This is a genomic window from Pantoea sp. RG18, from assembly GCF_025910075.1.
Classification (GTDB): Bacteria; Pseudomonadota; Gammaproteobacteria; order Enterobacterales; family Enterobacteriaceae; genus Pantoea; species Pantoea agglomerans.
This window is the reverse complement of record NZ_JAPCIL010000002.1, coordinates 796,678-819,583: the sequence shown is the minus strand read 5'-3', so window position 1 is coordinate 819,583 and position 22,906 is coordinate 796,678. Positions and strand designations below refer to the sequence as shown.

The 22,906-nt window shown below is 52.8% G+C and carries 25 protein-coding genes; 12 read left to right on the top strand and 13 right to left on the bottom strand.

Going from position 1 to position 22,906, the window contains the following annotated elements; genetic code table 11:
* The first annotated feature begins 57 nt into the window (after positions 1 to 57).
* Positions 58 to 372 carry a BON domain-containing protein gene (locus OK409_RS04270; protein WP_010244430.1) on the top strand — a complete coding sequence of 105 codons (315 nt, stop codon included), beginning with the start codon at positions 58 to 60 and terminating at the stop codon, positions 370 to 372.
* Between the two features lie 57 nt (positions 373 to 429).
* Here OK409_RS04270 and ompW read toward each other — a convergent pair whose 3' ends face one another.
* On the bottom strand, positions 430 to 1,065 hold the full coding sequence (gene ompW, locus OK409_RS04265) for an outer membrane protein OmpW (protein ID WP_029519099.1): 636 nt from the start codon (positions 1,063 to 1,065) through the stop codon (positions 430 to 432).
* Between the two features lie 249 nt (positions 1,066 to 1,314).
* Between ompW and OK409_RS04260 the strand changes: the two genes are divergently transcribed.
* Genes OK409_RS04260 through yciA form a run of 4 tightly spaced genes read left to right on the top strand, consistent with a single transcriptional unit; the run spans position 1,315 to position 3,565 of the window.
* Complete coding sequence (locus tag OK409_RS04260) at positions 1,315 to 1,731, top strand: YkgJ family cysteine cluster protein (protein ID WP_264366793.1); 417 nt, start codon at positions 1,315 to 1,317, stop codon at positions 1,729 to 1,731.
* A gap of 27 nt (positions 1,732 to 1,758) precedes the next feature.
* Positions 1,759 to 2,493 (top strand): YciC family protein, encoded by a 735-nt coding sequence (locus tag OK409_RS04255; protein WP_010244420.1) that lies wholly within the window; start codon positions 1,759 to 1,761, stop codon positions 2,491 to 2,493.
* A gap of 51 nt (positions 2,494 to 2,544) precedes the next feature.
* Positions 2,545 to 3,084, top strand: a complete 540-nt coding sequence (locus OK409_RS04250) for a septation protein A (protein WP_010244416.1) — start codon at positions 2,545 to 2,547, stop codon at positions 3,082 to 3,084.
* A 58-nt stretch (positions 3,085 to 3,142) separates the two neighbouring features.
* The gene (gene yciA / locus OK409_RS04245) at positions 3,143 to 3,565 is read left to right on the top strand and encodes an acyl-CoA thioester hydrolase YciA (RefSeq protein ID WP_264366792.1); all 423 of its coding nucleotides are present in this window, start codon (positions 3,143 to 3,145) and stop codon (positions 3,563 to 3,565) included.
* Between the two features lie 36 nt (positions 3,566 to 3,601).
* Here the strand turns inward: yciA and tonB are convergent, their stop codons facing one another.
* The gene (gene tonB, locus OK409_RS04240; protein WP_258995562.1) at positions 3,602 to 4,369 is read right to left on the bottom strand and encodes a TonB system transport protein TonB; all 768 of its coding nucleotides are present in this window, start codon (positions 4,367 to 4,369) and stop codon (positions 3,602 to 3,604) included.
* 197 nt (positions 4,370 to 4,566) lie between these two features.
* Between tonB and OK409_RS04235 the strand changes: the two genes are divergently transcribed.
* Together OK409_RS04235 and OK409_RS04230 are read left to right on the top strand one after the other, a co-directional pair.
* On the top strand, positions 4,567 to 4,863 hold the full coding sequence (locus tag OK409_RS04235; RefSeq protein WP_010244407.1) for a YciI family protein: 297 nt from the start codon (positions 4,567 to 4,569) through the stop codon (positions 4,861 to 4,863).
* Positions 4,864 to 4,940: 77 nt separating this feature from the next.
* On the top strand, positions 4,941 to 5,126 hold the full coding sequence (locus OK409_RS04230) for a hypothetical protein (protein ID WP_010670260.1): 186 nt from the start codon (positions 4,941 to 4,943) through the stop codon (positions 5,124 to 5,126).
* Between the two features lie 224 nt (positions 5,127 to 5,350).
* On the opposite strand, the gene ycgZ is transcribed toward OK409_RS04230, so the two are convergent.
* Complete coding sequence (gene ycgZ, locus OK409_RS04225; RefSeq protein ID WP_010670261.1) at positions 5,351 to 5,593, bottom strand: regulatory protein YcgZ; 243 nt, start codon at positions 5,591 to 5,593, stop codon at positions 5,351 to 5,353.
* 448 nt (positions 5,594 to 6,041) lie between these two features.
* On the opposite strand from ycgZ, the gene OK409_RS04220 reads away from it, so the two are divergent.
* On the top strand, positions 6,042 to 6,269 hold the full coding sequence (locus OK409_RS04220) for a hypothetical protein (protein ID WP_228312651.1): 228 nt from the start codon (positions 6,042 to 6,044) through the stop codon (positions 6,267 to 6,269).
* Positions 6,270 to 6,323: 54 nt separating this feature from the next.
* Here the strand turns inward: OK409_RS04220 and OK409_RS04215 are convergent, their stop codons facing one another.
* Entirely contained in the window at positions 6,324 to 6,497 is a 174-nt protein-coding gene (locus OK409_RS04215; RefSeq protein WP_003853917.1) for a YciY family protein, read from the bottom strand.
* Between the two features lie 170 nt (positions 6,498 to 6,667).
* Between OK409_RS04215 and cls the strand changes: the two genes are divergently transcribed.
* Both cls and OK409_RS04205 read left to right on the top strand, forming a co-directional pair.
* On the top strand, positions 6,668 to 8,128 hold the full coding sequence (gene cls / locus OK409_RS04210; protein ID WP_010244396.1) for a cardiolipin synthase: 1,461 nt from the start codon (positions 6,668 to 6,670) through the stop codon (positions 8,126 to 8,128).
* 45 nt (positions 8,129 to 8,173) lie between these two features.
* On the top strand, positions 8,174 to 8,497 hold the full coding sequence (locus tag OK409_RS04205) for an HI1450 family dsDNA-mimic protein (RefSeq protein ID WP_003853921.1): 324 nt from the start codon (positions 8,174 to 8,176) through the stop codon (positions 8,495 to 8,497).
* Between the two features lie 48 nt (positions 8,498 to 8,545).
* On the opposite strand, the gene oppF is transcribed toward OK409_RS04205, so the two are convergent.
* The 7 genes from oppF to OK409_RS04170 form a co-directional block, all read right to left on the bottom strand.
* Positions 8,546 to 9,547, bottom strand: a complete 1,002-nt coding sequence (oppF, locus tag OK409_RS04200) for a murein tripeptide/oligopeptide ABC transporter ATP binding protein OppF (protein ID WP_010244389.1) — start codon at positions 9,545 to 9,547, stop codon at positions 8,546 to 8,548.
* Positions 9,544 to 10,557, bottom strand: a complete 1,014-nt coding sequence (locus OK409_RS04195; protein ID WP_010244386.1) for an ABC transporter ATP-binding protein — start codon at positions 10,555 to 10,557, stop codon at positions 9,544 to 9,546. The genes oppF and OK409_RS04195 overlap by 4 nt, the downstream gene beginning before the upstream one ends.
* An 11-nt stretch (positions 10,558 to 10,568) precedes the next feature.
* A complete protein-coding gene (gene oppC / locus OK409_RS04190) occupies positions 10,569 to 11,477 on the bottom strand; it encodes an oligopeptide ABC transporter permease OppC (protein ID WP_010244382.1) in 909 nt (302 codons plus the stop codon).
* Between the two features lie 14 nt (positions 11,478 to 11,491).
* Positions 11,492 to 12,412: an oligopeptide ABC transporter permease OppB gene (oppB, locus tag OK409_RS04185; protein WP_010244379.1), complete on the bottom strand. Its 921-nt coding sequence runs from the start codon at positions 12,410 to 12,412 to the stop codon at positions 11,492 to 11,494.
* A gap of 92 nt (positions 12,413 to 12,504) precedes the next feature.
* Positions 12,505 to 14,145: an oligopeptide ABC transporter substrate-binding protein OppA gene (gene oppA, locus OK409_RS04180; protein ID WP_060680334.1), complete on the bottom strand. Its 1,641-nt coding sequence runs from the start codon at positions 14,143 to 14,145 to the stop codon at positions 12,505 to 12,507.
* A gap of 156 nt (positions 14,146 to 14,301) precedes the next feature.
* A complete protein-coding gene (locus OK409_RS04175; protein ID WP_033787957.1) occupies positions 14,302 to 15,927 on the bottom strand; it encodes an ABC transporter substrate-binding protein in 1,626 nt (541 codons plus the stop codon).
* Positions 15,928 to 16,509: 582 nt separating this feature from the next.
* Positions 16,510 to 17,157 carry a YchE family NAAT transporter gene (locus OK409_RS04170; RefSeq protein WP_010244367.1) on the bottom strand — a complete coding sequence of 216 codons (648 nt, stop codon included), beginning with the start codon at positions 17,155 to 17,157 and terminating at the stop codon, positions 16,510 to 16,512.
* Positions 17,158 to 17,617: 460 nt separating this feature from the next.
* On the opposite strand from OK409_RS04170, the gene adhE reads away from it, so the two are divergent.
* On the top strand, positions 17,618 to 20,305 hold the full coding sequence (gene adhE, locus OK409_RS04165; RefSeq protein ID WP_010670264.1) for a bifunctional acetaldehyde-CoA/alcohol dehydrogenase: 2,688 nt from the start codon (positions 17,618 to 17,620) through the stop codon (positions 20,303 to 20,305).
* A 68-nt stretch (positions 20,306 to 20,373) separates the two neighbouring features.
* On the opposite strand, the gene tdk is transcribed toward adhE, so the two are convergent.
* Positions 20,374 to 20,994, bottom strand: a complete 621-nt coding sequence (tdk, locus tag OK409_RS04160; RefSeq protein WP_010244362.1) for a thymidine kinase — start codon at positions 20,992 to 20,994, stop codon at positions 20,374 to 20,376.
* Between the two features lie 409 nt (positions 20,995 to 21,403).
* Here tdk and hns point away from each other — a divergent pair, with 409 nt between their 5' ends.
* Entirely contained in the window at positions 21,404 to 21,811 is a 408-nt protein-coding gene (gene hns / locus OK409_RS04155) for a histone-like nucleoid-structuring protein H-NS (RefSeq protein WP_010244359.1), read from the top strand.
* An 86-nt stretch (positions 21,812 to 21,897) separates the two neighbouring features.
* On the opposite strand, the gene OK409_RS04150 is transcribed toward hns, so the two are convergent.
* Positions 21,898 to 22,905, bottom strand: coding sequence for an NAD-dependent epimerase (locus OK409_RS04150; protein WP_264366791.1), 1,008 nt, complete (start codon positions 22,903 to 22,905; stop codon positions 21,898 to 21,900).
* Between the last annotated feature and the right edge of the window lies 1 nt (position 22,906).

Sequence of the window (22,906 nt, the reverse complement as noted above, 5' to 3'; positions counted from 1 at the left end):
ATGACAATGCGCCGTTACGGTAACGTCGCATCCATTTTGTGACAGGGAGAGAAAGCAATGAAATTCGTTAAACTGCTGACAGGTGCTGTACTGGCGGGCGTGGTTGCGCTGACACTGAGCGCCTGTGCGCCAACCGCAACCAAAGAGGGAACCGGTGGCTATATTGATGACACCGTGGTGACCACAAAAGTTAAAGGTGAACTGCTGAAAGATGACTCGCTGAAATCAACTGAAATCAACGTAGAAACCTTCAAAGGTAAAGTTCAGCTGAGCGGTTTTGTTTCATCACCACAGATGGCTAACCGTGCCGTTCAGGTTACGCGCAGCGTGGCGGGCGTGAAGTCCGTTGTTAACAATATGCAGATCAAATAACGTCTTAACAGACAAAAAAAGGCCGCTGATTCAGCGGCTTTTTTATTATCTTTATCCTCAGAAACGGTAACCCGCTCCGAAGAAGAAGACCCAGGGATCGATGCGCATATTGATATTCTGCTGCTCGCCACCCGCTTTAAACTTCACTTCCGTATCAATATCCATGTACCACACCGACGCATTCAGCATCCAGTCACGGTTAATCTGATAATCCAGACCGACCTGACCCGCCACACCCCAGGAATCCTTCACGCTGAGATCGGTCAGGCCCGCATCGCGGCCCGTCTGGTTGAAATCGGCATCGTAAAAGGTGGTGTAGTTGATACCTACGCCAACGTAAGGACGCGCTTTGCTCTTGCTATCAAAGAAGTAGTACTGCGCCATCAGCGTAGGCGGTAACTGGCGTACCGTTGCCAGTGTTCCGGTCGGGCCCAGGCCCACCTTGTGACGGAACGGTGTGGCGGCCAGTAATTCGACACCAATGTTGTCCGTTGCCATGTAAGTAAAGGTCAGGCCCAGCTGCGTGTCGTTGGATGCGCTGAACTCGCCCATCCCTAACACATTATCGGAACCTTCGGTGGGCCGGACGGTGGCACTACCGGCACGCATAAAGAAGTCGCCTGCTTCGTGGGCCATCGACAGTTGGGGAAAAGCCAGAGCCAGCAGCATCGCGCATTTTGCCAGTTTCATCATCACTCCTTTGCTTAATGTTAATGTCGCGAACGTCATCGCTTTTTGCTGGCAAATATTTAACGTGATTTACAGAAAATTGCACTCTGTACCCTTCAGATAAATTACTTAAAAAACAATGAATTGATTTAGATCAATTTCGGCTCGGGCTGGCGCAGCAAAATTCCCCTTGCTGAATAATTTCGCCAGGCCTATTTTGCTTATCTTCTCTGGTGATTTTGGTTCGATGCCCTGGGAGGGGCGGGTGATCAAATGAGTGAAATAACTAACCCTTGTGTCAGCTGTGGCGCCTGCTGCGCCCATTTCCGCGTCTCATTTTACTGGGCCGAAGCCGATGATGCAGGCGGCCCGGTGCCGACCGCATTAACCGAACCGCTCAGCCTGTTAATGCGCAATATGCGTGGAACGAACGATCGCGCGCCGCGCTGCGTTGCCCTTGAAGGCGACATTGGCGGCTGTGTCTCCTGCGGAATTTACGAACAACGTCCGACGCCCTGTCGGGAATTTTCGATGTCGGGCGAAGCGGGTATCCACAATGAAGCCTGCGATCGCGCCCGCGCCCGGTATGGTCTTCCCGCCCTTTTTTCTCCATCTTTACCTGTCATGACAGAAAGTTATGCCACAGCGGGTGCCAGCGAGCTGCCAGAACATGTACAATCGCCGGGTTAATTAACCCGGGTCCTCAAAGGAGTGTACATGTCTATCACGGCAAGCTCGTTATACCGTGACACAGGAAATTTCGCGCGCCATCAACTGGCTACGGTGCTGTTGATGTCGCTGCTGGCCGCTTTTATCACCGTCATGCTGGTGCATGTGCTGACGCCAGGTGCCGATCAGATGGCCCTCCTGCAACAGGGTGACGATAGCGCCGGTTCGCTGTTTGAGATGGTGCAGAATATGTCACCGGAACAGCAGCAGGTGCTACTGCGCGCCTCGGCGGCCAGCACCTTCGCTGCGCTGATGGGGAACACGCTGCTGCTTGGCGGAATGCTCTATCTGATCCCGATGGTCTCTTCCGGCCAGCGTGTCAGTGCGTTGCGGGCGATTGGTGCTTCAGCGCCGCTGCTGCCAAAGCTGCTGCTGCTCACCTTCCTGATGACGCTGGTGGCGCAACTGGGCTTTATGGTGCTGGTGGTGCCAGGCATTCTGCTGACGATTCTGCTGTCGCTGGCTCCGGTGATGGTGGCCAGTGAGAAGATGGGTGTCTTTGCCGCCATGCGGGCCAGCATGCGGATGGCGTGGAAGAATGTGAAGCTGATTGCCCCCGCTATTCTGCTCTGGCTGCTGGCCAAAGTGGTGGTGATGCTGTTCTTCTCTTCGCTGACGGTTTTACCGCTGAATGTCTCGTCGGTGATTTTCACCGCGGCAGGCAATGTGGTTTCGGCGATGTTGATTATCTATCTTTATCGGCTCTATATGCTGTTACGTTGATTGACGATGTGCCTTCGGGCACATTTGCAGCCAACTCTGAATGGAAAAACTATGAAGCAGCTACTCGACTTTCTTCCCTTGGTGGTCTTTTTCATCTTCTACAAGCTGTATGACATTTTTGTCGCCTCGGGCGCGCTGATTGTCGCGACCGGCCTGGCGCTGGTTGTCAGCTGGGTGCTCTATCGCAAGCTGGAAAAGATGACGATTTTCACCTTTGTGCTGGTGGCGGTTTTTGGCACCCTGACGCTGGTGTTCCACAACGATGAGTTCATTAAGTGGAAAGTCACGGTTATCTACAGCCTGTTTGCCGCCGCCCTGCTCTACAGCCAGTGGTTTATGGAGCAGACGCTGATTCAGCGCATGCTGGGCAAAGAGCTGCAGCTGCCCGACGCGGTCTGGCGCAGGCTCAACGTTGCCTGGGCGCTGTTCTTCTTTATCTGCGGCCTGGTAAACATCTATGTCGCCTTTTGGTTATCTCAGGCGTTTTGGGTTAACTTTAAAGTGTTCGGTCTCTCCGGTCTGACCTTACTGTTTACCCTGCTCAGCGGGCTTTACATCTGGCGACAGATGCCGCAGCAGGAACAAAAATAATCATCTGCCCGGTCCGCCGGGCATTTTTTTAGCATTCACCTGCATAGAAGTGGAAGCAATGGGCGAAAAACATACATTGCCGAAAGGCGAAATGGTGCTGCGTACGCTCGCCATGCCAGCAGATACCAACGCCAACGGCGATATTTTTGGTGGCTGGCTGATGTCACAGATGGATATGGGTGGCGCTATCCTGGCGAAAGAGATCGCTGAAGGACGCGTGGTGACGGTTCGCGTCGACGGCATGTCATTTATGAAGCCCGTCGCGGTGGGCGATGTGGTGAGTTGCCATGCGAGCTGTCTTCGTACCGGCAACAGTTCCATGACGATTAATGTGGAAGTGTGGATAAAAAAAGTGTCGTCTGAGCCGATTGGACAAACTTACATTGCGACGGAAGCGGTGTTTATTTATGTGGCGGTCAACAATGAGGGTAATTCCCGTCCTCTGCCAGCCGGTCGCGCCAACCAGCAACCCGGCGAATGAAAAACAGGTCAGGCTGTTTTAGCCTGACCTGACGCTTTATTCCAGGCTGGCCCCACCATTAATCTTAAACACGATATTCATGGTCAGACCCTGCCCTGGCCGTCCGCTCTGATAGCGCCACTTTTTCATCGCCTGCTTAACTTCACGCTCAAACATATTGCGCGGCTCAGCAGAGAGGATCTGGATGTTATCCACCCGTCCCTCACTATCCACATCAAACTTCACCCGTACCCGCCCCTCTACACGCAGTGCAAATGCGCGTTGTGGATAGCCAGGCTTACTGACGTTCAGTGCTTTTGGGCCGGTTGAGGCCGATGAGGTGGGTGACGGCGTAGATTTTGGCGCCGTGGTCGGTTTGTTCTGCGTCGCCGGGGCTTCCTGCTTAAACGGATCGGCCTGCGGTTTGCTCTCCTGACGCGGCTTCACCTCGCGTTTAGGCTGCTCCCGCTTGTGCTCTGGTTTCGGTTTGGGCTTTGGCTTAGGCTCAGGTTTGGGAATCGGCACCGGCTCCGCTTTCGGCGGTTCGGGCACGGGCTGAGGTTCCGGCACCGGTTCAGGTTCTGGCTGAGGTTCTGGCTGAGGTTCTGGCTGTGGTGCAGGCGGCTCCACGATGGCCGGTGCAGGCTCAGGCTGAACTTCAGGGGCAACCATGGTAACGCTGATGGGCTGCGACGCTTTGGGCACCTCAATCACCTGCTGGAATGAAGCATACAGAATTCCGGCTATCACGGCCCCATGCAAAGCAACAGACAACAACATGGAGACAGGCGTGCGTTTAGGTAATGGCATAGTCAGCGTGGTCATAACAGTCGCAGTGATTGAATGAAGCAGCGATTTTAAATGCAAATAGCAATCAGTTTCAATAACTCCCGCCATCCCGCCTGAAGAAAAGCGCTTTTTAGCCCTTTATGCTGAGCCATTCACCACTCTGAGGTTTCGTTTGCACTCTGAGGGGCAATCCCTTAACGTGTTGCGAAATTCTGGTTAATGGGAGTTCCTTAGTGCTTTACGTCATTTATGCAGAAGATACTGCAGATTCACTGGAAAAACGTAACGCCGTGCGCCCTGCCCATCTGGCACGGCTCAAACTGCTGCAGGAAGAGGGACGCCTGATCATTGCAGGCCCGATGCCTGCTGTCGACAGCAACGATCCTGGTGTAGCGGGCTTTACCGGCTCAACCGTGATAGCTGAATTCCCGTCATTAGAAGAAGCACAATCCTGGGCACAGGATGATCCCTACTTCGCCGCGGGCGTCTATAAGCAGGTTTCGGTTAAGCCGTTTAAACGCGTCTTCTGATCGTGACTCAGCATTGAAAATGGCTTCTGTGCCTGGCACAGAAGCCATTTTTATTTTGATCGTTCAAGAGAGGAAAGATGCAGATAATCATTCTGGGGCTACTGGCCATTATCGCTTTACTGATCGGAAGCGCGGTTTATCTCTGGCGAACTCAGGGCTGGCGTAATAAAAAGCAGTGGATTGTCATGCTGATCGTGCTGGCGGCAGCACTGCAGCTGGTGAACGTAACGCTGATGATGACGACACAACGTCTCGCTGGTTAATCAGACCTGAGGTTTCATTGCGACAGAGCAGCACATCACTCTCTGTCGCAGCAACCGGCCGGTCTGAATATTCTGCCTCGCGAATAAACGCAGCGACCAATTGATCTTAATAAATTAAAGCGTTGTTCTGAACGACATTGATAATAAACCGGCAGTACACCGGCCTGGTCTTTCAGTAATACACGCTCTTTAATATCCCGCCACTGGCTATTTTCAGCGATGAGTTAACCGCGATCCAGAATCAGGCCAATCAGCGCATGATAGTGCTGTTCTTCTTCCGGGCTGGTGACATGCTGTAAGCGGCTGATCAGTTTTGAGCAGATCGCTTTACGATTCAGACTACGGCCCGAACTGATAATTTCCGTCACGACGGAGCCAAGAATGGCCTGTTGTGAGGGCTGCGCGGCGCTGTGTAAATACGCGGAGATGTCAGAGACTGAAGCGGGAATACGAACGTTAGTCTGCATGGTTGACCCTCATAGGATTCATTTAAGATTAATAACCGATGCGATAAAGTTATACAACAACGAGCTATCTGTACAGATATTTAAGTTAAAAAATCAGATCGTCTTGTTTTAATGAGAACAAACCCATAAATAACAGCACATTACAACACTGTAAAGTTGTACAACTTTTTAGCCTGCTGTTTTTATCCTGTTAATATTCCCTCTTTAGTCCGCGCCTGCATGACCTGTTTTACTATTAAAAAATGATCTTTCCGTCCTTTTTTTAGTATTAAAGAGGAATTATCTCGCAGAGCTGTCTACATTTACCCCTTGTGAGTTGAACCTCTGAATGGATGCACAGCACAGTCGCGGGCACATTATGCATAAAACTTATTCTGGCCAGTCCCTTACATTGCTCGACCCGCTGTTATCCCGGCTCCTTTCTATTGTTGACCCCAAAATAGAAGTAATGAGTGGTTACCCTGCTAATTGCTCAGTGTGGCTCACTGTCTATTATCAGCGTAAATCGCGTCAGTGGTCTTACGAATGGTACGATCGTGTGGGTTACCACAGGCCGACTGAGCTGGGCAGCTCAATGGAATGTCTGATGCGCGAAGTCAGCGATCGTGGCGCGTCGCATCAGGAGCACCTGATAGCGCGACGGGCGATGGCAGAATCGGTTTTTTTTGAAGCCTGATTTGAAGTCTGAATAGCCTGCTTTGACCGACAGGCTGAATTCACCGGGCTTTCGCTATATTATCTGCGTAATAAACAGAATCGAACGACGCTGCTGTTGTGCCAGCTGATGGCGAATGCAGTGGATACGCTTATACCGCCGCGACTGCCCTTCCAGCCAGCGTGAGCGGCGGCGATGCACCTGCCGTAACATTCTCCAGCGCGCCACTTCATTTCTGCTTCGTTTCATCACTTCCTCTCTGACGTCATACACACGAGATATACGCGAGGGCATTATAGAGATCTCTGCGGTAATGCCAAATCGGATCCTTCATCGAGGATGTCCGGGATAAAGGGTTCCGTTAGCCGTCATCTGCACGTAAACTTGCCGGACGAAAGCGCGAACGGGATGTCCACTTTATGACCACTTTTTATACCCTGATCAGCTGGTTGCTGGTGTTTGGTTACTGGCTGCTGATCGCCGGGGTTACGCTGCGCGTGTTGATGAAGCGACGGGCAGTGACATCCGCGATGGCCTGGCTACTGGTTATCTATATTCTGCCGCTGGTAGGGATTATCGCTTATCTCTCTTTTGGCGAACTCCATCTGGGTAAACGTCGTGCGGAGCGCGCCCGCACCATGTGGCCATCCACTGCCCGCTGGCTTACTGACCTTAAGCAGTGCCGTGAAATTTTTGCCACCGAACACAGCGACGTTGCGCGTTCGCTGTTTGAGCTTTGCTACCATCGTCAGGGCATCGCCGGGGTTAAGGGCAACCAGCTGCAGCTGCTCACCAGCGCCGACGACGTGATGCAGGCGTTGATTCGTGATATCCAGCTGGCCCGCCACAACATTGAGATGGTGTTCTATATATGGCATCCCGGCGGTCTGGCGGATGAAGTGGCGGAATCGCTGATGGCGGCATCACGCCGTGGCGTTCATTGCCGTCTGCTGCTCGACTCTGCGGGCAGTGTTACCTTTTTCCGCAGTCCCTGGGTCGGCATGATGCGCAATGCCGGAATCGATGTGGTGGAAGCGTTGCAGGTCAGCCTGCTGCGCGTCTTCCTGCGACGGATGGATCTGCGTCAGCACCGCAAAATCGTACTCATTGATAACTACATCGCTTATACCGGCAGCATGAACCTGGTCGATCCCCGCTTCTTTAAACAGAGCGCGGGTGTCGGTCAGTGGATTGACCTGATGGCGCGAATGGAAGGCCCGGTGGCCACCGCGATGGGGATTGTTTTCAGCTGCGACTGGGAGATAGAGACCGGCAAACGCATTTTACCGCCGCCGCCCGATCGCAACATTATGCCGTTTGAACAGGAGAGCGGTCACACCGTGCAGGTGATCGCCTCCGGCCCCGGCTTCCCGGAAGATATGATCCATCAGGCGCTGCTGACTGCGGTCTATTCGGCGCGTGAACAGTTGATCATGACCACGCCCTACTTAGTGCCGAGCGACGATCTGCTGCATGCTATCTGTACGGCGGCGCAGCGTGGCGTCAATGTCAGCGTGATTGTGCCTCGTCACAATGACTCGCTGCTGGTTGGCTGGGCCAGCCGCTCCTTCTTCAGTGAGTTGCTGGAAGCGGGCGTGAAAATTTATCAGTTTGAAGATGGCCTGCTGCATACCAAAAGCGTGCTGGTCGACGGACAACTGAGCCTGGTGGGAACCGTGAATCTCGATATGCGCAGTTTATGGCTGAATTTTGAAGTGACGCTGGTGGTTGATGATGCGGGTTTTGGCAGCGATCTCGCCTGTGTGCAGGATGACTATATCGCCCGTTCCCGCCTGCTGGATGGCAAGCGCTGGGCAAAACGTGCCTGGTGGCAACGCATCGTCGAACGACTGTTTTACTTCTTCAGTCCTTTACTGTAAAACGAGCCAGATTGTGTAAATGGCCGCAGGCCGACAGGACAGACTATGGATTTAAATAATCGCCTTACCGAAGATGAAACGCTGGAACAAGCCTACGATATTTTTCTCGAACTGGCAGTCGACAATCTTGATCCGGCAGATGTCATTCTCTTCAATCTGCAGTTCGAAGAGCGCGGTGGCGCAGAGCTGTTCGATCCCTCTGAAGACTGGAAAGATCATGTCGATTTCGATCTGAACCCGGACTTCTTCGCCGAGGTGGTGATTGGGCTGGGTGAAGCGGACGGTGAACCGATCACCGACGTCTTTGCTCGCGTGCTGCTGTGCCGCGAGAAAGACCACAAACTCTGTCATATCCTGTGGCGTGAGTAAGCGTCAGATTTGATAAGAAAACGCCGGGCGATTGCCCGGCGTTTTGCATTATAGCGGGTCGACTTTCAGACAGGAGACCGCGTGATTGAAGCTGCCTTCCAGCAGCGGCCGGGTTTTCGCACACTCCGGACCGGCAATCGGACAACGGGTGCGGAACACGCAGCCTGATGGCGGATTGATCGGCGACGGCAGCTCCCCCTCCAGCAGCTGAATCTGCTTGTTCTTCTCCTTGTCCGGATCGGGGATCGGCACCGCGGACATCAGCGCACGGGTATAAGGATGCTGAGGATTGCTGTAGACCTCTTTGTAGGTGCCCAGCTCCACCGCATGCCCCAGATACATTACCAGCACCCGGTCAGAGATATGTTTCACCACCGCCAGATCGTGCGCAATGAAGATCAGCGATAAGCCCATTTCGCGCTGCAGCTGCTGCAGCAGGTTAACCACCTGAGCCTGAATTGAGACGTCCAGTGCGGAGACCGGCTCATCACAGATAATCAGCTTTGGCTCCAGAATCAGCGCGCGGGCGATACCGATACGCTGACACTGACCGCCCGAGAACTCGTGCGGATAGCGGTTAATCAGGTTAGGCAGCAGCCCCACCTTCATCATCATATTTTTAACGCGGTCTTTCACTTCCTGACGCGCCATTTTTGGATGATAGGTACGCAGTGGCTCTGCGATAATATCGCCGATGGTCATACGCGGGTTCAGCGACGCCAGCGGATCCTGGAATATCATCTGGATATCGCTTCGCGCCTTGCGCCACTCCTCTTCACTTTGCCCCAGCAGATCACGGCCTAACCAGGCGACCCGACCTTCGGTCGCCTTCACCAGCCCGATAATGGCGCGCGCCAGGGTCGATTTACCACAGCCAGACTCGCCTACCACGCCCAGGGTTTCCCCCTCATACAGACGCAGGCTGACACCATCGACTGCTTTCAGGGTTTTTGATGGCTGCCAGAACCACTGCCTGCCATCTTTGATGTCGAAATGCACCTTGAGGTCGGCGATTTCCAGTAACACTCTTTTTTCAGCTACGGTGCTCATACTAACTCCTCCACCGGCTTAAAGCAGGCGCGCAGACGGCCTTCGCCAAAGGGTTCCAGCGGTGGTGCCTGGGTGCAGATATCCATAGCGTGCGGGCAACGCGGCTGGAAGGGGCAGCCCTGCGGCAGACGCAGCAGGTTGGGTGGATTACCCGGAATCGTCGTCAGGCTTTCCCCTTCCGCATCCAGACGCGGCACCGCATTAAGCAGACCAATCGAGTAAGGATGTGACGGCTGATAAAAGACATCGCGGGCACGGCCATACTCCATGGTGCGTCCGGCATACATCACCAGCACTTTGTCGCAGATCCCTGCCACCACACCCAGATCGTGGGTGATCATGATAATGGCGGTGTTGAACTCGCGCTTGAGGTCGTTGAGCAGCGTCATAATCTGCGCCTGGACGGTAACATCCAGCGCAGTGGTCGGCTCGTCGGCAATCAGCAGTTTGGGACGGCACAGCAGCGCCATGGCGATCATGACGCGCTGACGCATACCGCCGGAGAACTCATGCGGATACATCTTCATCCGCTTGCGCGCTTCCGGCATTTTCACCGCATCCAGCATTCTCACCGACTCTTCAAACGCCTGCGCGTTGTTCATCCCTTTATGCAGCTTAAGCACTTCCATCAGCTGCTCGCCCACCCGCATATAGGGGTTCAGCGAGGTCATCGGGTCCTGAAAAATCATCGCAATCTGTTCGGCGCGCAGTTTATTGAGCTTGTTCTCGGGCAGATTCAGGATCTCTTTGCCATTGAACATCGCCGAACCGCCAATGCGGCCATTTTTCGCCAGCAGCCCCATCAGGGCAAAGGCGGTTTGTGATTTGCCGGAACCGGACTCCCCGACAATGCCCAGCGTCTCACCGGCGCGCAGCGAGAAGTTCAGGTCGTTAACGGCGGTAACATCACCATCGTGCGTGCCAAAGGTAACGCGTAAATCTTTGACCGTAAGTAGCTGTTCGCTTCCCGCGCGGGCAGCCATTGCTGGCTGGAATTCATGAATAGTCATCGGGAAACTCCTTAACGATCTTTCGGGTCGAGGGCATCACGCAGGCCATCGCCGATAAAGTTGAAACAGAACAGCGTGACTACCAGGAAACCTGCCGGATAGAGCAGCAGCCACGGCGACACTTCCATCGAGTTTGCCCCGTCGCTGAGAAGTGCGCCCCAGCTGCTCAGCGGCTCCTGCGTACCCAGGCCCAGGAAGCTCAGGAAGGATTCAAACAGGATCATGCTCGGCACCAGCAGCGAGGCGTAAACCACCACCACGCCCAGCACGTTCGGCACGATGTGGCGCACCACGATTTTCCAGGTCGATACCCCACCCACATGGGCCGCTTCGATAAACTCTTTGCGCTTCAGGCTCAGCGTCTGGCCGCGCACAATACGCGCCATATCGAGCCACGAAACCATACCGATGGCGGCAAAAATCAGCAGGATATTGCGACCAAAGAAGGTCACCAGCAGGATCACGAAGAACATAAACGGGAAGGAGTTAAGGATTTCCAGAATACGCATCATCACCGAGTCTGTTTTACCGCCGAGATAGCCAGCAATCGAGCCATAGAGCGTCCCGACAATCACCGCGATCAGCGCAGAAGCCACGCCCACCATCAGCGAGATCCGGCCACCGATAGCCACACGCACCAGCAGGTCACGACCCGAAGAATCGGTGCCGAACCAGTGACCAGAGGTGGTATCGGGCGGCGAGGACATCATAGCCCAGTCGGTATCGTCGTAGGTGAACTGCGCCAGCATCGGCGCAAAGATCACGAACAGGGTGATCAGGAACAGCACCAGCAGGCTGATGGAGGCAGCGCGGTTATGAATAAAACGACGACGCGCGTCCTGCCAGAGACTACGCCCTTCTACTTCCAGTTTCTCACTGAACGCATCAAGAGCTTCGCTGTTTTTCTTACTTAACATCATGGCGAACTCCGCAATCAGTAACGAATTTTGGGATCGATAACGGCATAAAGCACGTCAACAATCGCGTTGAATACGATGGTCAGCAAACCCACCAGAATGGTCAGGCTCATCACCAGTGAGTAGTCACGGTTCAGCGCGCCGTTCACAAACAGCTGACCGATGCCCGGCAGACCGTAGATCGACTCAATCACCATCGACCCGGTGATGATGCCGACAAATGCCGGTCCCATGTAGGAGATCACCGGCAGCAACGCCGGTTTCAGTGCATGACGCATTACAATGCGGCGCAGCGGTAAGCCTTTGGCGCGCGCGGTGCGGATAAAGTTGGAGTGCATCACTTCAATCATCGATCCACGGGTGATACGCGCGATACTGGCGATGTAAGCCAGCGACAGCGCCACCATCGGCAGCAGCATGTAGTTCCACTGCCCACCATTCCAGCCGCCGCCCGGCAGCCACTTCAGGGTGATGGCGAACAGCAGAACCAGCAACGGCGCGACCACGAAACTGGGTATCACCACGCCGGTCATTGCCACCCCCATCACCGCAAAATCCCACAAGCTGTTCTGTTTGAGCGCAGCGATAACTCCGGCCGTGACGCCAAGCACCACCGCCAGCAGAAACGCGGCCAGGCCAAGTTTGGCCGAGACCGGGAACGCATGCGCGACCAGGTAGTTGACCGAATAATCTTTGTATTTAAAGGATGGGCCGAAGTCGCCGTGCGCCAGCTGCACCAGGTAATCGACATACTGCTTACCGATAGGATCGTTGAGGTGATATTTCGCCTCAATGTTGGCCATCACTTCCGGTGCCAGGGTGCGCTCGCCGGTAAACGGGCTGCCGGGCGCCAGTCGCATCATAAAGAAGGAGATGGTAATCAGGACGAACAGCGTCGGTAGCGCTTCAAGCAAGCGACGCAGGATGAATTTTAACATTGCCGTACCTACCAGGCTGTTGCTTCACAACATATAAAAAAAAGTAAAAGGCGGCGCCAGACGCGCCGCCACTGCTGATAGCCTGAATGCTATTAGTGTTTGATGATGTAGAAGTTTTTATCCAGGGTTTTATCCAGTGGATCTTTACCGGTATAACCGCCGACATAAGGTTTCACCAGACGGGTATTCACGTAGTAGTAAACCGGGACGATGGTGCTGTCTTTATCCATGATCTGCTCGGCCTGCTGATAGTCAGCTGCACGGGCTTTAGCATCCGGGGCCTTAATCGCGTCGCGAATCACTTTGTCAAACGCATCGCTCTTATAGTGCGAGGTGTTACTGCTGCTGTTGGACAGCATGGTGTTCAGGAAGGAAGTCGGTTCATTGTAGTCCGCACACCATGCCGCACGGGAAACATCGTAGTTACCCTGATGACGGGTATCCAGGAAGGTTTTCCACTCCTGGTTTTCCAGCTTGATGTTCACGCCGATATTTTTCTTCCAGATCGACGAGGCGGCAATTGCCAGCTTTTTGTGCAGATCGGAGGTGTTATAGAGCAGGTTAAAGGTCAGCGGTTTGTCGGCGGTGTAGCCCGCTTCGGCCAGCAGCTTTTTCGCCTCGGCATTACGCTTGTCCTGTGACCATTTGAACCAGTCTGGCGGCAGAATGTCCATGCCGTCGGTCGCTGGTGGCGTGTAGCTATAGGCAGGTTTCTGGCCCTGCGCCAGCACTTTATTCACCATGATGTCACGATCCAGACCCAGCTTCAGGGCAGCGCGCACGCGCGGATCGGTGAATGGCGCTTTCTGATTGTTGATTTCGTAGTAATAGGTGCAGAGATATGGATCGACGTGCAGCTCTTTACCGTTGTCACGCTGCAGCTTTTTAAACAGCTCAATTGGCAGGTTGTTATAGGTCATGTCGCTGCCGTTCTCGGAGAAGTAACGGTTAACGTCGCTGACTTCAGAACTGATTGGCAGGAAGGTGACCTTGTTCAGCACGGTGTGTTCGTTGTCCCAGTAGTTTGGGTTACGCACCAGGGTGATACGCTCGTTAATCACGTGCGCGTCCAGCTTAAAGGCTCCGTTGCCGACCCAGTTCTGTGGCTGCGTCCACTGATCGCCAAACTTCTCAATCGCCGGTTTGTAAACCGGTGACATGACGGAGTTAATCAGCAGCTTATCAAAATAGGGAACCGGCTCGCTCAGGGTGACTTCCAGCGTGTGGTCATCAATAGCTTTTACGCCCAGATCGGTAACTGGTTTTTTACCGGCAATGATGTCATCGACGTTCAGGATATGACCATACTGCGGATAGCTGGCATACGGTGAGGCGGTTTTAGGATCGACCAGACGCTCCCAGCTGTAGACGAAGTCCTGCGCGGTGACCGGCTCGCCATTGGACCATTTGGCATTTTTACGTAAGTGGAAAGTCCACACTTTGAAATCTTTATTTTCATAGCTTTCCGCTACGGCCGGGATCGGTTTACCGTTGCTGTCATTGACCAGCAGACCTTCGTAAAGATCACGCGCCACGTTATCTTCCGGAACACCTTCAATTTTGTGCGGATCGAGCGACTGCACTTCATCGCCATTGCCGCGAACCAGCTCCTGTTTTGCGGCCAGCTCAACGCCCGCAGGCACCGTTGCTGCGAAAGCCGCATTCCCTGCCAGCGCACTCACTGCGGCGAAAACGCCCGCTGCAATCAGGCTTTTTTTCGTGATGTTGTTCATTATTACACTCCAGTTTTATTATCGTCACCGTGGCGATGCTCTGCCCCGGCGTCCCCCGTCTACGGGCTCCCTGGCCTGTTACCAGGGAGATTGACCCCAAAAAGTGGTCTGTTTGCTGATGCGCTTTCCGACTGTCTCGCCGAACGGGCGATCAGATCAGTGTTTTTTGATGAAATAGTACTTCAGGTCTGTCATGTCCTGCGGGTCTTTGCCCGTGAAGCCGCCAACCCAGGGCTTCACCAGGCGCACACTTACGCGGTAGTAAACTGGCACAATTGGTGAGTCTTTGTCGAGTTGTGTTTCAGCCTGCTGATACAGGCCGGCGCGCTGCGCCTCGCTGCCCGCCGTCAGCGTCTCCGCCATCAGACGATCAAAGGTCGCGCTGCTGTAAAACGCGGTGTTGATCGAGGCGTTGCTGATCAGCATGTTCAGGAAGGTTGAGGGTTCGTTGTAGTCGGCACACCAGGTGGCGCGCACCACGTCATACTGCGCCTGATGACGGGTCTCCAGCATGGTTTTCCACTCCTGATTCTGCAGCGTCACCTTAGCACCCAGGTTTTTCTGCCACATCGACGCGGCCGCAATCGCCTGCCGTTTGTTCTGATCGGAAGTGTTGTAGAGCAGCGTAAAGGTCAGCGGATGGGCAGCATCAAAGCCGGCCTCTGCCAGCAGCTTCTTCGCGGCTTCATTACGCTGCGCCTGCGTCCAGGTGAACCAGGCAGGTGGCGTGAGTTTGATACCGGCGGTAAAAGGCGGCGTCAGGCTATAAGCCGGAATCTGCCCCTGGGCCATGATCTTATTGGCAATCACCTCGCGATCGAGGGTCATCTTCAGCGCGGCACGCACCCGCGCATCGGTAAACGGCGGCTTTTTGTTATTAATCTCGTAGTAGAAGGTGCAGAGCAGCGGGCTGACCTTCACTTCATCGCCCAGCTCTTTGCGCAGCTTGCCAAACATCTCTGGTGGGACCGCACTGTTGGTAATGTCCGTGCCGCCGCTGCGGTAGCGATTGATATCGCTGTTTTCAGAGGCGATCGGCAGGAATGTCCCCTGTTCAATCACGGTGTGCGCATTATCCCAGTAGCGAGGATTGCGCTTCACGACAATTTTTTCGTTCACTACCCAGTCGCTCAGCGTGTAGGCGCCGTTGCCGATGTAGTGACCCGGGCGGGTCCAGGCTTCGCCCCACTGCTTAATGGCTGGCGCATAAACCGGCTTCATCGCCGTATGCGCTAACATCGCCACCAGGTAAGGAACAGGTTCACTCAGGGTAATCTGCAGCCGATGGGCATCCAGCGCCTTCACGCCCAGCTGATCGGGTGACGCTTTGCCGGCAAGGATGGCATCAATATTGGCAAAATGGGCTGCCTGCAGATAGCTGGAGTAAGGCGACGCGGTTGTCGGGTCCACCAGACGGCGCCAGCTGTAGACGAAATCAGCGGCGGTAACCGGCTCACCGTTGCTCCACTTCGCATCCTCCCGCAGATTAAAAATCCAGACGGTGGGTTGCGGGTTTTCCCAGCTTTTAGCGACGCCAGGAACGACCTGCCCGCTGTTATCGGTATTGACCAGGCCGTCCAGCAGGTTGTGAATAATATTGGATTCCGGCACGCCTTCGGTTTTATGCGGATCCAGCGAGGAGACTTCACTGCCGTTATTGATCACAATCTGTTGCTGCGCGGCCAGTGTTGTGCCCGGCGGCACCGTGGCGGCATAGGCCGGAGAAAATGCCATTAACAAAACGACTGCGAGTTTTGACCGCTGCTGCTGCAAATTCTTCATCCCAATCATGCGAAACGCCAACCTTAAATTAAGTATCCCGACAGGCTTAAGCAAAAAGCGTTCTCACTTTGGGCTTTCGGAGAAAAAATTTTACGCTGGGCCAAAAATTATCAGAAGCCGCGAAGGCGCGCCAAAGCAAAATAGCTAAAATGTTAACTAATTCTCTTTTATCATGAGAAGTCAGGCAGCGGAAGTGTTAATTTTCGTCCTGAAAATATCATATCGATATGAAAAATAGACTATTTAGCTGGAAACCCCTCTCAGGAGCGGAAAGCAGCGACAAACAGCCTCTTTTTTGGCACTTATATTGGGGAATCTGGCTTCAGCGTGATGAAATTTAAGATAGCGTGATTATTCTGGCAGTTTGTGAGGCTTACACGAAAATAGAGAGCAGAATATCGTGTGAAAATAGTGACATTATTTCGCAGAAAAAAGTCTGTGAGCCAGCGCGCAGTAATGAAATTTATAATTGCCTGATTCTGTTAAGCACAACGAATAATTGCATCGTAATGGTGCATAAAATGCCCCTCCTGCACCATTACGGATCATTATTTCACTTCACTCTCTGAAATAAGTGAGCGTTTAATTGAGTAAGCCGGGAAAAATGGACTTCATGCCGGTGACAACAAATTCGATGCCCAGTGCCATCAGTAACAGACCCATAATACGCGTAATGACGTTGATACCGGTCTGGCCAAGAATACGCACCATTAATGGCGCGGCCCGGAAGAGTAACCAGCAGCAGAATGCAAAGATCGCAATCGCCAGAGTGAACCCCAGCAGATTTATCCAGCTGTGGTAGCGGGTGCTCCAGACAATGGTCGAGCTGATAGCACCCGGCCCCGCCATCAGCGGCAACGCCAGCGGCACAACCCCCACACTTTCACGAATCGCCGTTTCTGACTTCTCCTGCTTATTCTGCTTATCTTCGCCCAGCTTGCCGCTGATCATCGACATCGCAATGGTGACGACCAGGATCCCACCCGCGATGCGGAAGGAGTCAATCGAGATGCCAAACACATGCAGAATCGCATCCCCAAGGAACAGTGACGTCCAGAGAATAATAGCAACCGCCAGATTGGCAGTGAGGTTGGTTTTGTTACGCTCAGCCACCCCCTGATAACGGGTCATGCTGATGAAGACCGGAATAATTCCCACCGGATTGACCAGCGCAAAAAGCCCGACAAAAAATTTTATATAGCCTGATAAATCTAACAGCGCAGGGTTCACGACTTTACTCCGTACTACAGGGGGGGAAAACGCGCCTAATGTATGTGAAAACAGGCACGGACGCCAGATGCTGACTCAGCTATTTATACTGTTGAATGACGGAGCATCCAGCGCTTTACCCCAGAGATTAAAAAGTGACTGGATTTAGCCGCTACCAGGCTGATGACGTGAAGAGGTAACCAATTTGATAAACAAAGGGCGCAAAGGGGAGCTGAAAGGTGTCAGCTTGCGGTTAAATTGATCTGCATCAAAATTGCCCTACCCCAAACCAGGTAATCTTTTCGCAACGGAAGTATTAGCGTCAGCGAAGAAAACCTCACTGACTGCAACAGAAGACTAGTTCAGTAAACAGTTGAAAATCCGGGCGTTCTAATCCAGTCCAGCGCCTTATGGCAACGTGACTATACTCAGGGCGCAGGATTGTTTACTAAAAAAGTTTAACTTCCTTCAGGAGAACACCATGGCCGTAACCAATGTCGCCGAACTTAATGCACTGGTTGAACGTGTAAAAAAAGCCCAGCGTGAATATGCCAACTTTTCTCAACAACAGGTCGACGCTATCTTCCGTGCCGCCGCCCTCGCCGCCGCAGACGCCCGAATCCCGCTTGCCAAGATGGCCGTTGCCGAATCCGGTATGGGCATCGTCGAAGACAAAGTGATCAAAAACCATTTTGCTTCAGAATATATCTACAACGCTTATAAAGATGAAAAAACCTGTGGTGTGTTAGCCACGGATGATACTTTCGGCACCATTACCATCGCCGAACCTATTGGCCTGATTTGCGGTATCGTCCCGACGACCAACCCCACTTCAACCGCCATCTTCAAAGCATTAATCAGTCTTAAAACCCGTAACGGCATCATCTTCTCTCCTCATCCACGCGCCAAAGATGCGACCAACAGAGCTGCAGATATCGTGCTGCAGGCGGCGGTGGCTGCCGGTGCGCCAAAAGATATTATCGGCTGGATCGACGCACCTTCCGTTGAGCTGTCCAATCAACTGATGCACCACCCTGACATCAACCTGATTCTCGCCACTGGCGGTCCGGGCATGGTGAAAGCGGCTTACAGCTCCGGTAAACCTGCGATTGGTGTCGGTGCCGGTAATACGCCGGTCGTGATTGATGAAACCGCCGATCTGAAACGTGCGGTTGCGTCGATTCTGATGTCGAAAACCTTTGATAACGGGGTTATCTGCGCCTCTGAACAATCGGTGATTGTGGTCGATTCAGTCTATGACGCGGTGCGTGAACGTTTCGCCAGCCACGGCGGTTATATGCTGCAGGGTGCCGAACTGAGTGCGGTGCAGAATATTATTCTGAAAAACGGCGGCCTGAATGCGGCTATCGTAGGCCAGCCAGCGTTCAAAATTGCGGAGATGGCCGGTATCAGCGTGCCACCGAGCACTAAGATTCTGATTGGCGAAGTGAAGCTGGTGGATGAGTCTGAGCCGTTCGCTCATGAAAAACTCTCACCAACCCTTGCGATGTATCGGGCGAAAGATTTCCAGGATGCGGTCGCGAAAGCAGAAAAACTGGTCGCCATGGGCGGTATCGGCCACACCTCCTGTCTCTATACCGATCAGGACAATCAGACCGAACGCGTTCACTACTTCGGCGACAAAATGAAAACCGCGCGTATTCTGATCAACACCCCCGCCTCGCAGGGTGGTATCGGCGACCTCTATAACTTTAAACTGGCGCCGTCTCTGACGCTGGGTTGTGGTTCGTGGGGCGGAAACTCTATTTCAGAGAACGTCGGTCCAAAACATCTGATCAATACCAAAACTGTCGCCAAGCGAGCTGAGAATATGTTGTGGCATAAACTTCCTAAATCCATCTACTTCCGTCGGGGTTCACTGCCAATTGCGCTGGAAGAAGTGGCAACGGATGGCGCGAAACGTGCCTTTATCGTCACTGACCGCTTCCTGTTCAATAACGGCTATGCCGACCAGGTTACCCGCGTGCTGAAATCACACGGCATTGAAACGGAAGTGTTCTTCGAAGTTGAAGCTGACCCGACGCTGAGCATCGTGCGTAAAGGTGCTGAGCAGATGAACAGCTTCAAACCGGATGTCATCATCGCGCTGGGCGGTGGCTCACCGATGGATGCCGCGAAAATCATGTGGGTGATGTACGAACATCCGGAAACTCACTTCGAGGAGCTGGCGTTACGTTTCATGGATATCCGTAAACGTATCTACAAGTTCCCGAAAATGGGTGTCAAAGCGCGCATGATTGCCATCACCACCACGTCCGGTACCGGTTCTGAAGTCACACCGTTTGCTGTAGTGACCGATGATGCGACGGGTCAGAAATATCCGCTCGCTGACTACGCACTGACGCCTGATATGGCGATTGTCGATGCCAACCTGGTGATGGATATGCCGCGTTCACTCTGCGCCTTCGGCGGTCTGGATGCCGTGACACACGCGCTGGAAGCTTATGTTTCAGTACTGGCGAATGAATACTCTGACGGACAGGCGCTGCAGGCGCTGAAACTGCTGAAAGAGAATCTGCCAGCCAGCTATGCCGAAGGCGCCAAAAATCCGGTGGCGCGTGAGCGCGTACACAATGCCGCCACTATCGCCGGTATTGCGTTTGCCAACGCCTTCCTCGGGGTTTGTCACTCAATGGCGCATAAGCTGGGTTCAGAGTTCCATATCCCACACGGCCTGGCCAACGCCCTGTTAATCTCTAACGTTATTCGCTACAACGCGAATGACAACCCGACTAAACAGACCGCTTTCAGCCAGTACGATCGCCCTCAGGCGCGCCGTCGCTACGCCGAGATTGCTGACCATCTGGGTCTGAGCGCACCAGGCGACCGCACCGCGCAGAAAATTGAGAAGCTGCTCGCCTGGCTGGATGAGATTAAAACTGAACTTGGTATTCCAACCTCTATCCGTGAGGCGGGTGTGCAGGAAGCGGACTTCCTGGCGAAAGTCGATAAACTGGCCGATGATGCGTTTGATGACCAGTGTACCGGCGCTAACCCACGTTATCCGCTGATTGCTGAACTGAAACAGATTATGCTTGATACCTACTACGGTCGTGAATTTGTCGAACCGTTCTCAAGCGTAGCCGAAGCCATTGCTGAGCAGCCGGTAAAAGGTATTAAGCTTGAGAAGAAAGCCAAAAAAGTCTGATAGTGCCGTTCTGACTGTCTGATAAAAAAACCCGCTTCGGCGGGTTTTTTATTGCCTGAATAATAGGGTTAATTCAGCGGAGTCTGAGCGCCATGGATCGCCTGCAACGATCCCTGCTCTATCGCCTGTTTATAATGCTTACGGCAGACTGAGATATAACGTTCGTTACCGCCAATCACCACCTGCTCACCCTCACTGAAAGGTTTGCCCTCGCTATCCAGTCGCAGAACCATACTGGCCTTGCGCCCACAGTGACAAATAGTTTTGAGTTCAACCAGCTTATCTGCCCACGCCAGCAGATACTGACTGCCAACAAACAGTTCACCGCGAAAATCCGTGCGCAGACCATAACAGAGCACCGGGATGTCAAGGTCGTCTACGACATCTGACAGCGCTTTAACCTGCTCACGGGTCAGGAACTGACTCTCATCAACCAGCACGCAATGGACAGGCTGAACGGCATGTTCAGCAGCGATGTCGCTGTAGAGTGATGTCTCTGCGTTGTATAGCAAGGCCGGTGACGATAGTCCGATACGGGAACTCACCTGCCCGGCACCAAAGCGATTATCGATTTCAGCGGTGTAAACCAGTGAACGCATGCCGCGCTCATGATAGTTATATGAGGATTGTAGCAGTGCGGTTGATTTCCCTGCATTCATGGCAGAGTAATAGAAATAGAGTTGAGCCATCGGCGCGTATCTTCATCAGGACTGAATGGAATGGCGCGCATATTACCACAAAGCGGCGGCAATACGTTGCGGTTGATGAATGAATAAAGTGTAACGGCTGGCCGTTTATTCCTCTGCATGCCGTTTCCAGCGCCTGTTAAGTGCAGTGCCGAACGGGATAAGTTTTGCTTATTTTACCCGCAACAAAAGCAATGACATTTTTGTTGCTGACCTGAATACATTAAATTTATTTGATATCGGACTAAAGGAAAATATTTTTATTCTGCACAACTGTGCAATTTTCTGGTGAAAATTATTTTTAGTCATGTGGGTAATTAGTGATATACATATTTTTATGATTGCAGTTATTTTATGTCGCCACTACTATTAGCGGGCAACACAACTTTTCCCTTATTCAGAGACCAGGACAATGAGCGAAGCACTAAAAGTTCTTAATAATATCCGTACGCTGCGCGCCCAGGCCAGAGAGTATTCCGTTGAAATACTGGAAGAGATGCTGGAAAAGCTGGACGTAGTAGTAAAAGAGCGCCGCGAAGAAGAGTCTCATTTTCAGGCAGAAAATGAAGAACGCACGCGTAAACTTAATCAGTATCGTGAAATGCTACTGGCTGATGGTATTGACCCGAATGAACTGATTAACACGCTGACCGACACACGGACTGCGGCAAAAGGTAAACGCTCAGTACGTCCGGCTAAATATGGTTACACCGATGAAAAAGGCGAGTCCAGAACCTGGACCGGTCAGGGCCGCACACCGGCCGTGATTAAAAAAGCGCTGGAAGAACAGGGTAAAAAGCTGGACGATTTTTTACTGTAAAGACCCGCAGGGTGACTGCCTTCCTGGCAGCCTGATGCGCAATAAAAAAGGAAGCCGGAGCTTCCTTTTTTCTTTTAATCAGATACTCAGACGCGGTAAAAGTCGCGGTACCAGTCCACAAAGTTTTTAACGCCCTCTTCCACCCCGGTCTGTGGTTTGAATCCAATTGCCTTAAACAAGGCTTCGGTATCCGCACTGGTTTCCAGTACATCTCCAGGCTGCATTGGCATCAGATTTTTCTTCGCAGTAATGCCCAGGGCTTTTTCAATCGCTTCGATATAGTTCATCAACGTGACAGGCTGACTGTTTCCAATATTATAAACACGATAAGGCGCTGAACTGGTTGCCGGCGATCCGGTTTCAACTGTCCAGTTGTCGTCCTGTTGTGGAATAACATCCTGCAGGCGAACAATGGCTTCAGCAATATCGTCAATATAGGTAAAGTCGCGTTTCATCTGGCCCTGGTTATAAACGTCAATCGCCTCACCGGCAATCATTGCACGGGTGAATTTGAATAACGCCATATCCGGACGGCCCCACGGGCCATAGACCGTAAAGAAGCGCAATCCAGTGGTCGGCAGCTGATAGAGATGCGAGTAAGTGTGTGACATTAGCTCGTTAGCTTTTTTGGTCGCTGCATATAAAGAAACCGGATGATCAACTCTATCTTCGGTTGAGAACGGCATCTTGCGATTCAGACCATAGACTGAACTGGATGAGGCGTAGAGCAGATGTTCAATTTTATGATGACGGCAACCTTCAAGGATATTGAGGTGACCCGTCAGATTGGAGTCTGCGTAGGCATGAGGATTTTCAATGGAATACCGGACACCAGCCTGAGCGCCAAGATGGATAACGCGCTGGAATTTTTGCTGATCGAACAGTGACGCCATTGCGTCACGGTCCGCCAGGTCCATCTCAATAAAAGTAAAACCAGGATCGGCCTTAATTAAATTGAGACGGGCATGCTTGAGATTTACGTCGTAATAATCATTCAGGTTGTCGATACCGACAACCTGGTGACCGGCGGCCAGCAGACGCTGGCTGACATGAAAACCAATAAAACCTGCGGCGCCGGTGACCAGAAAGTTCATA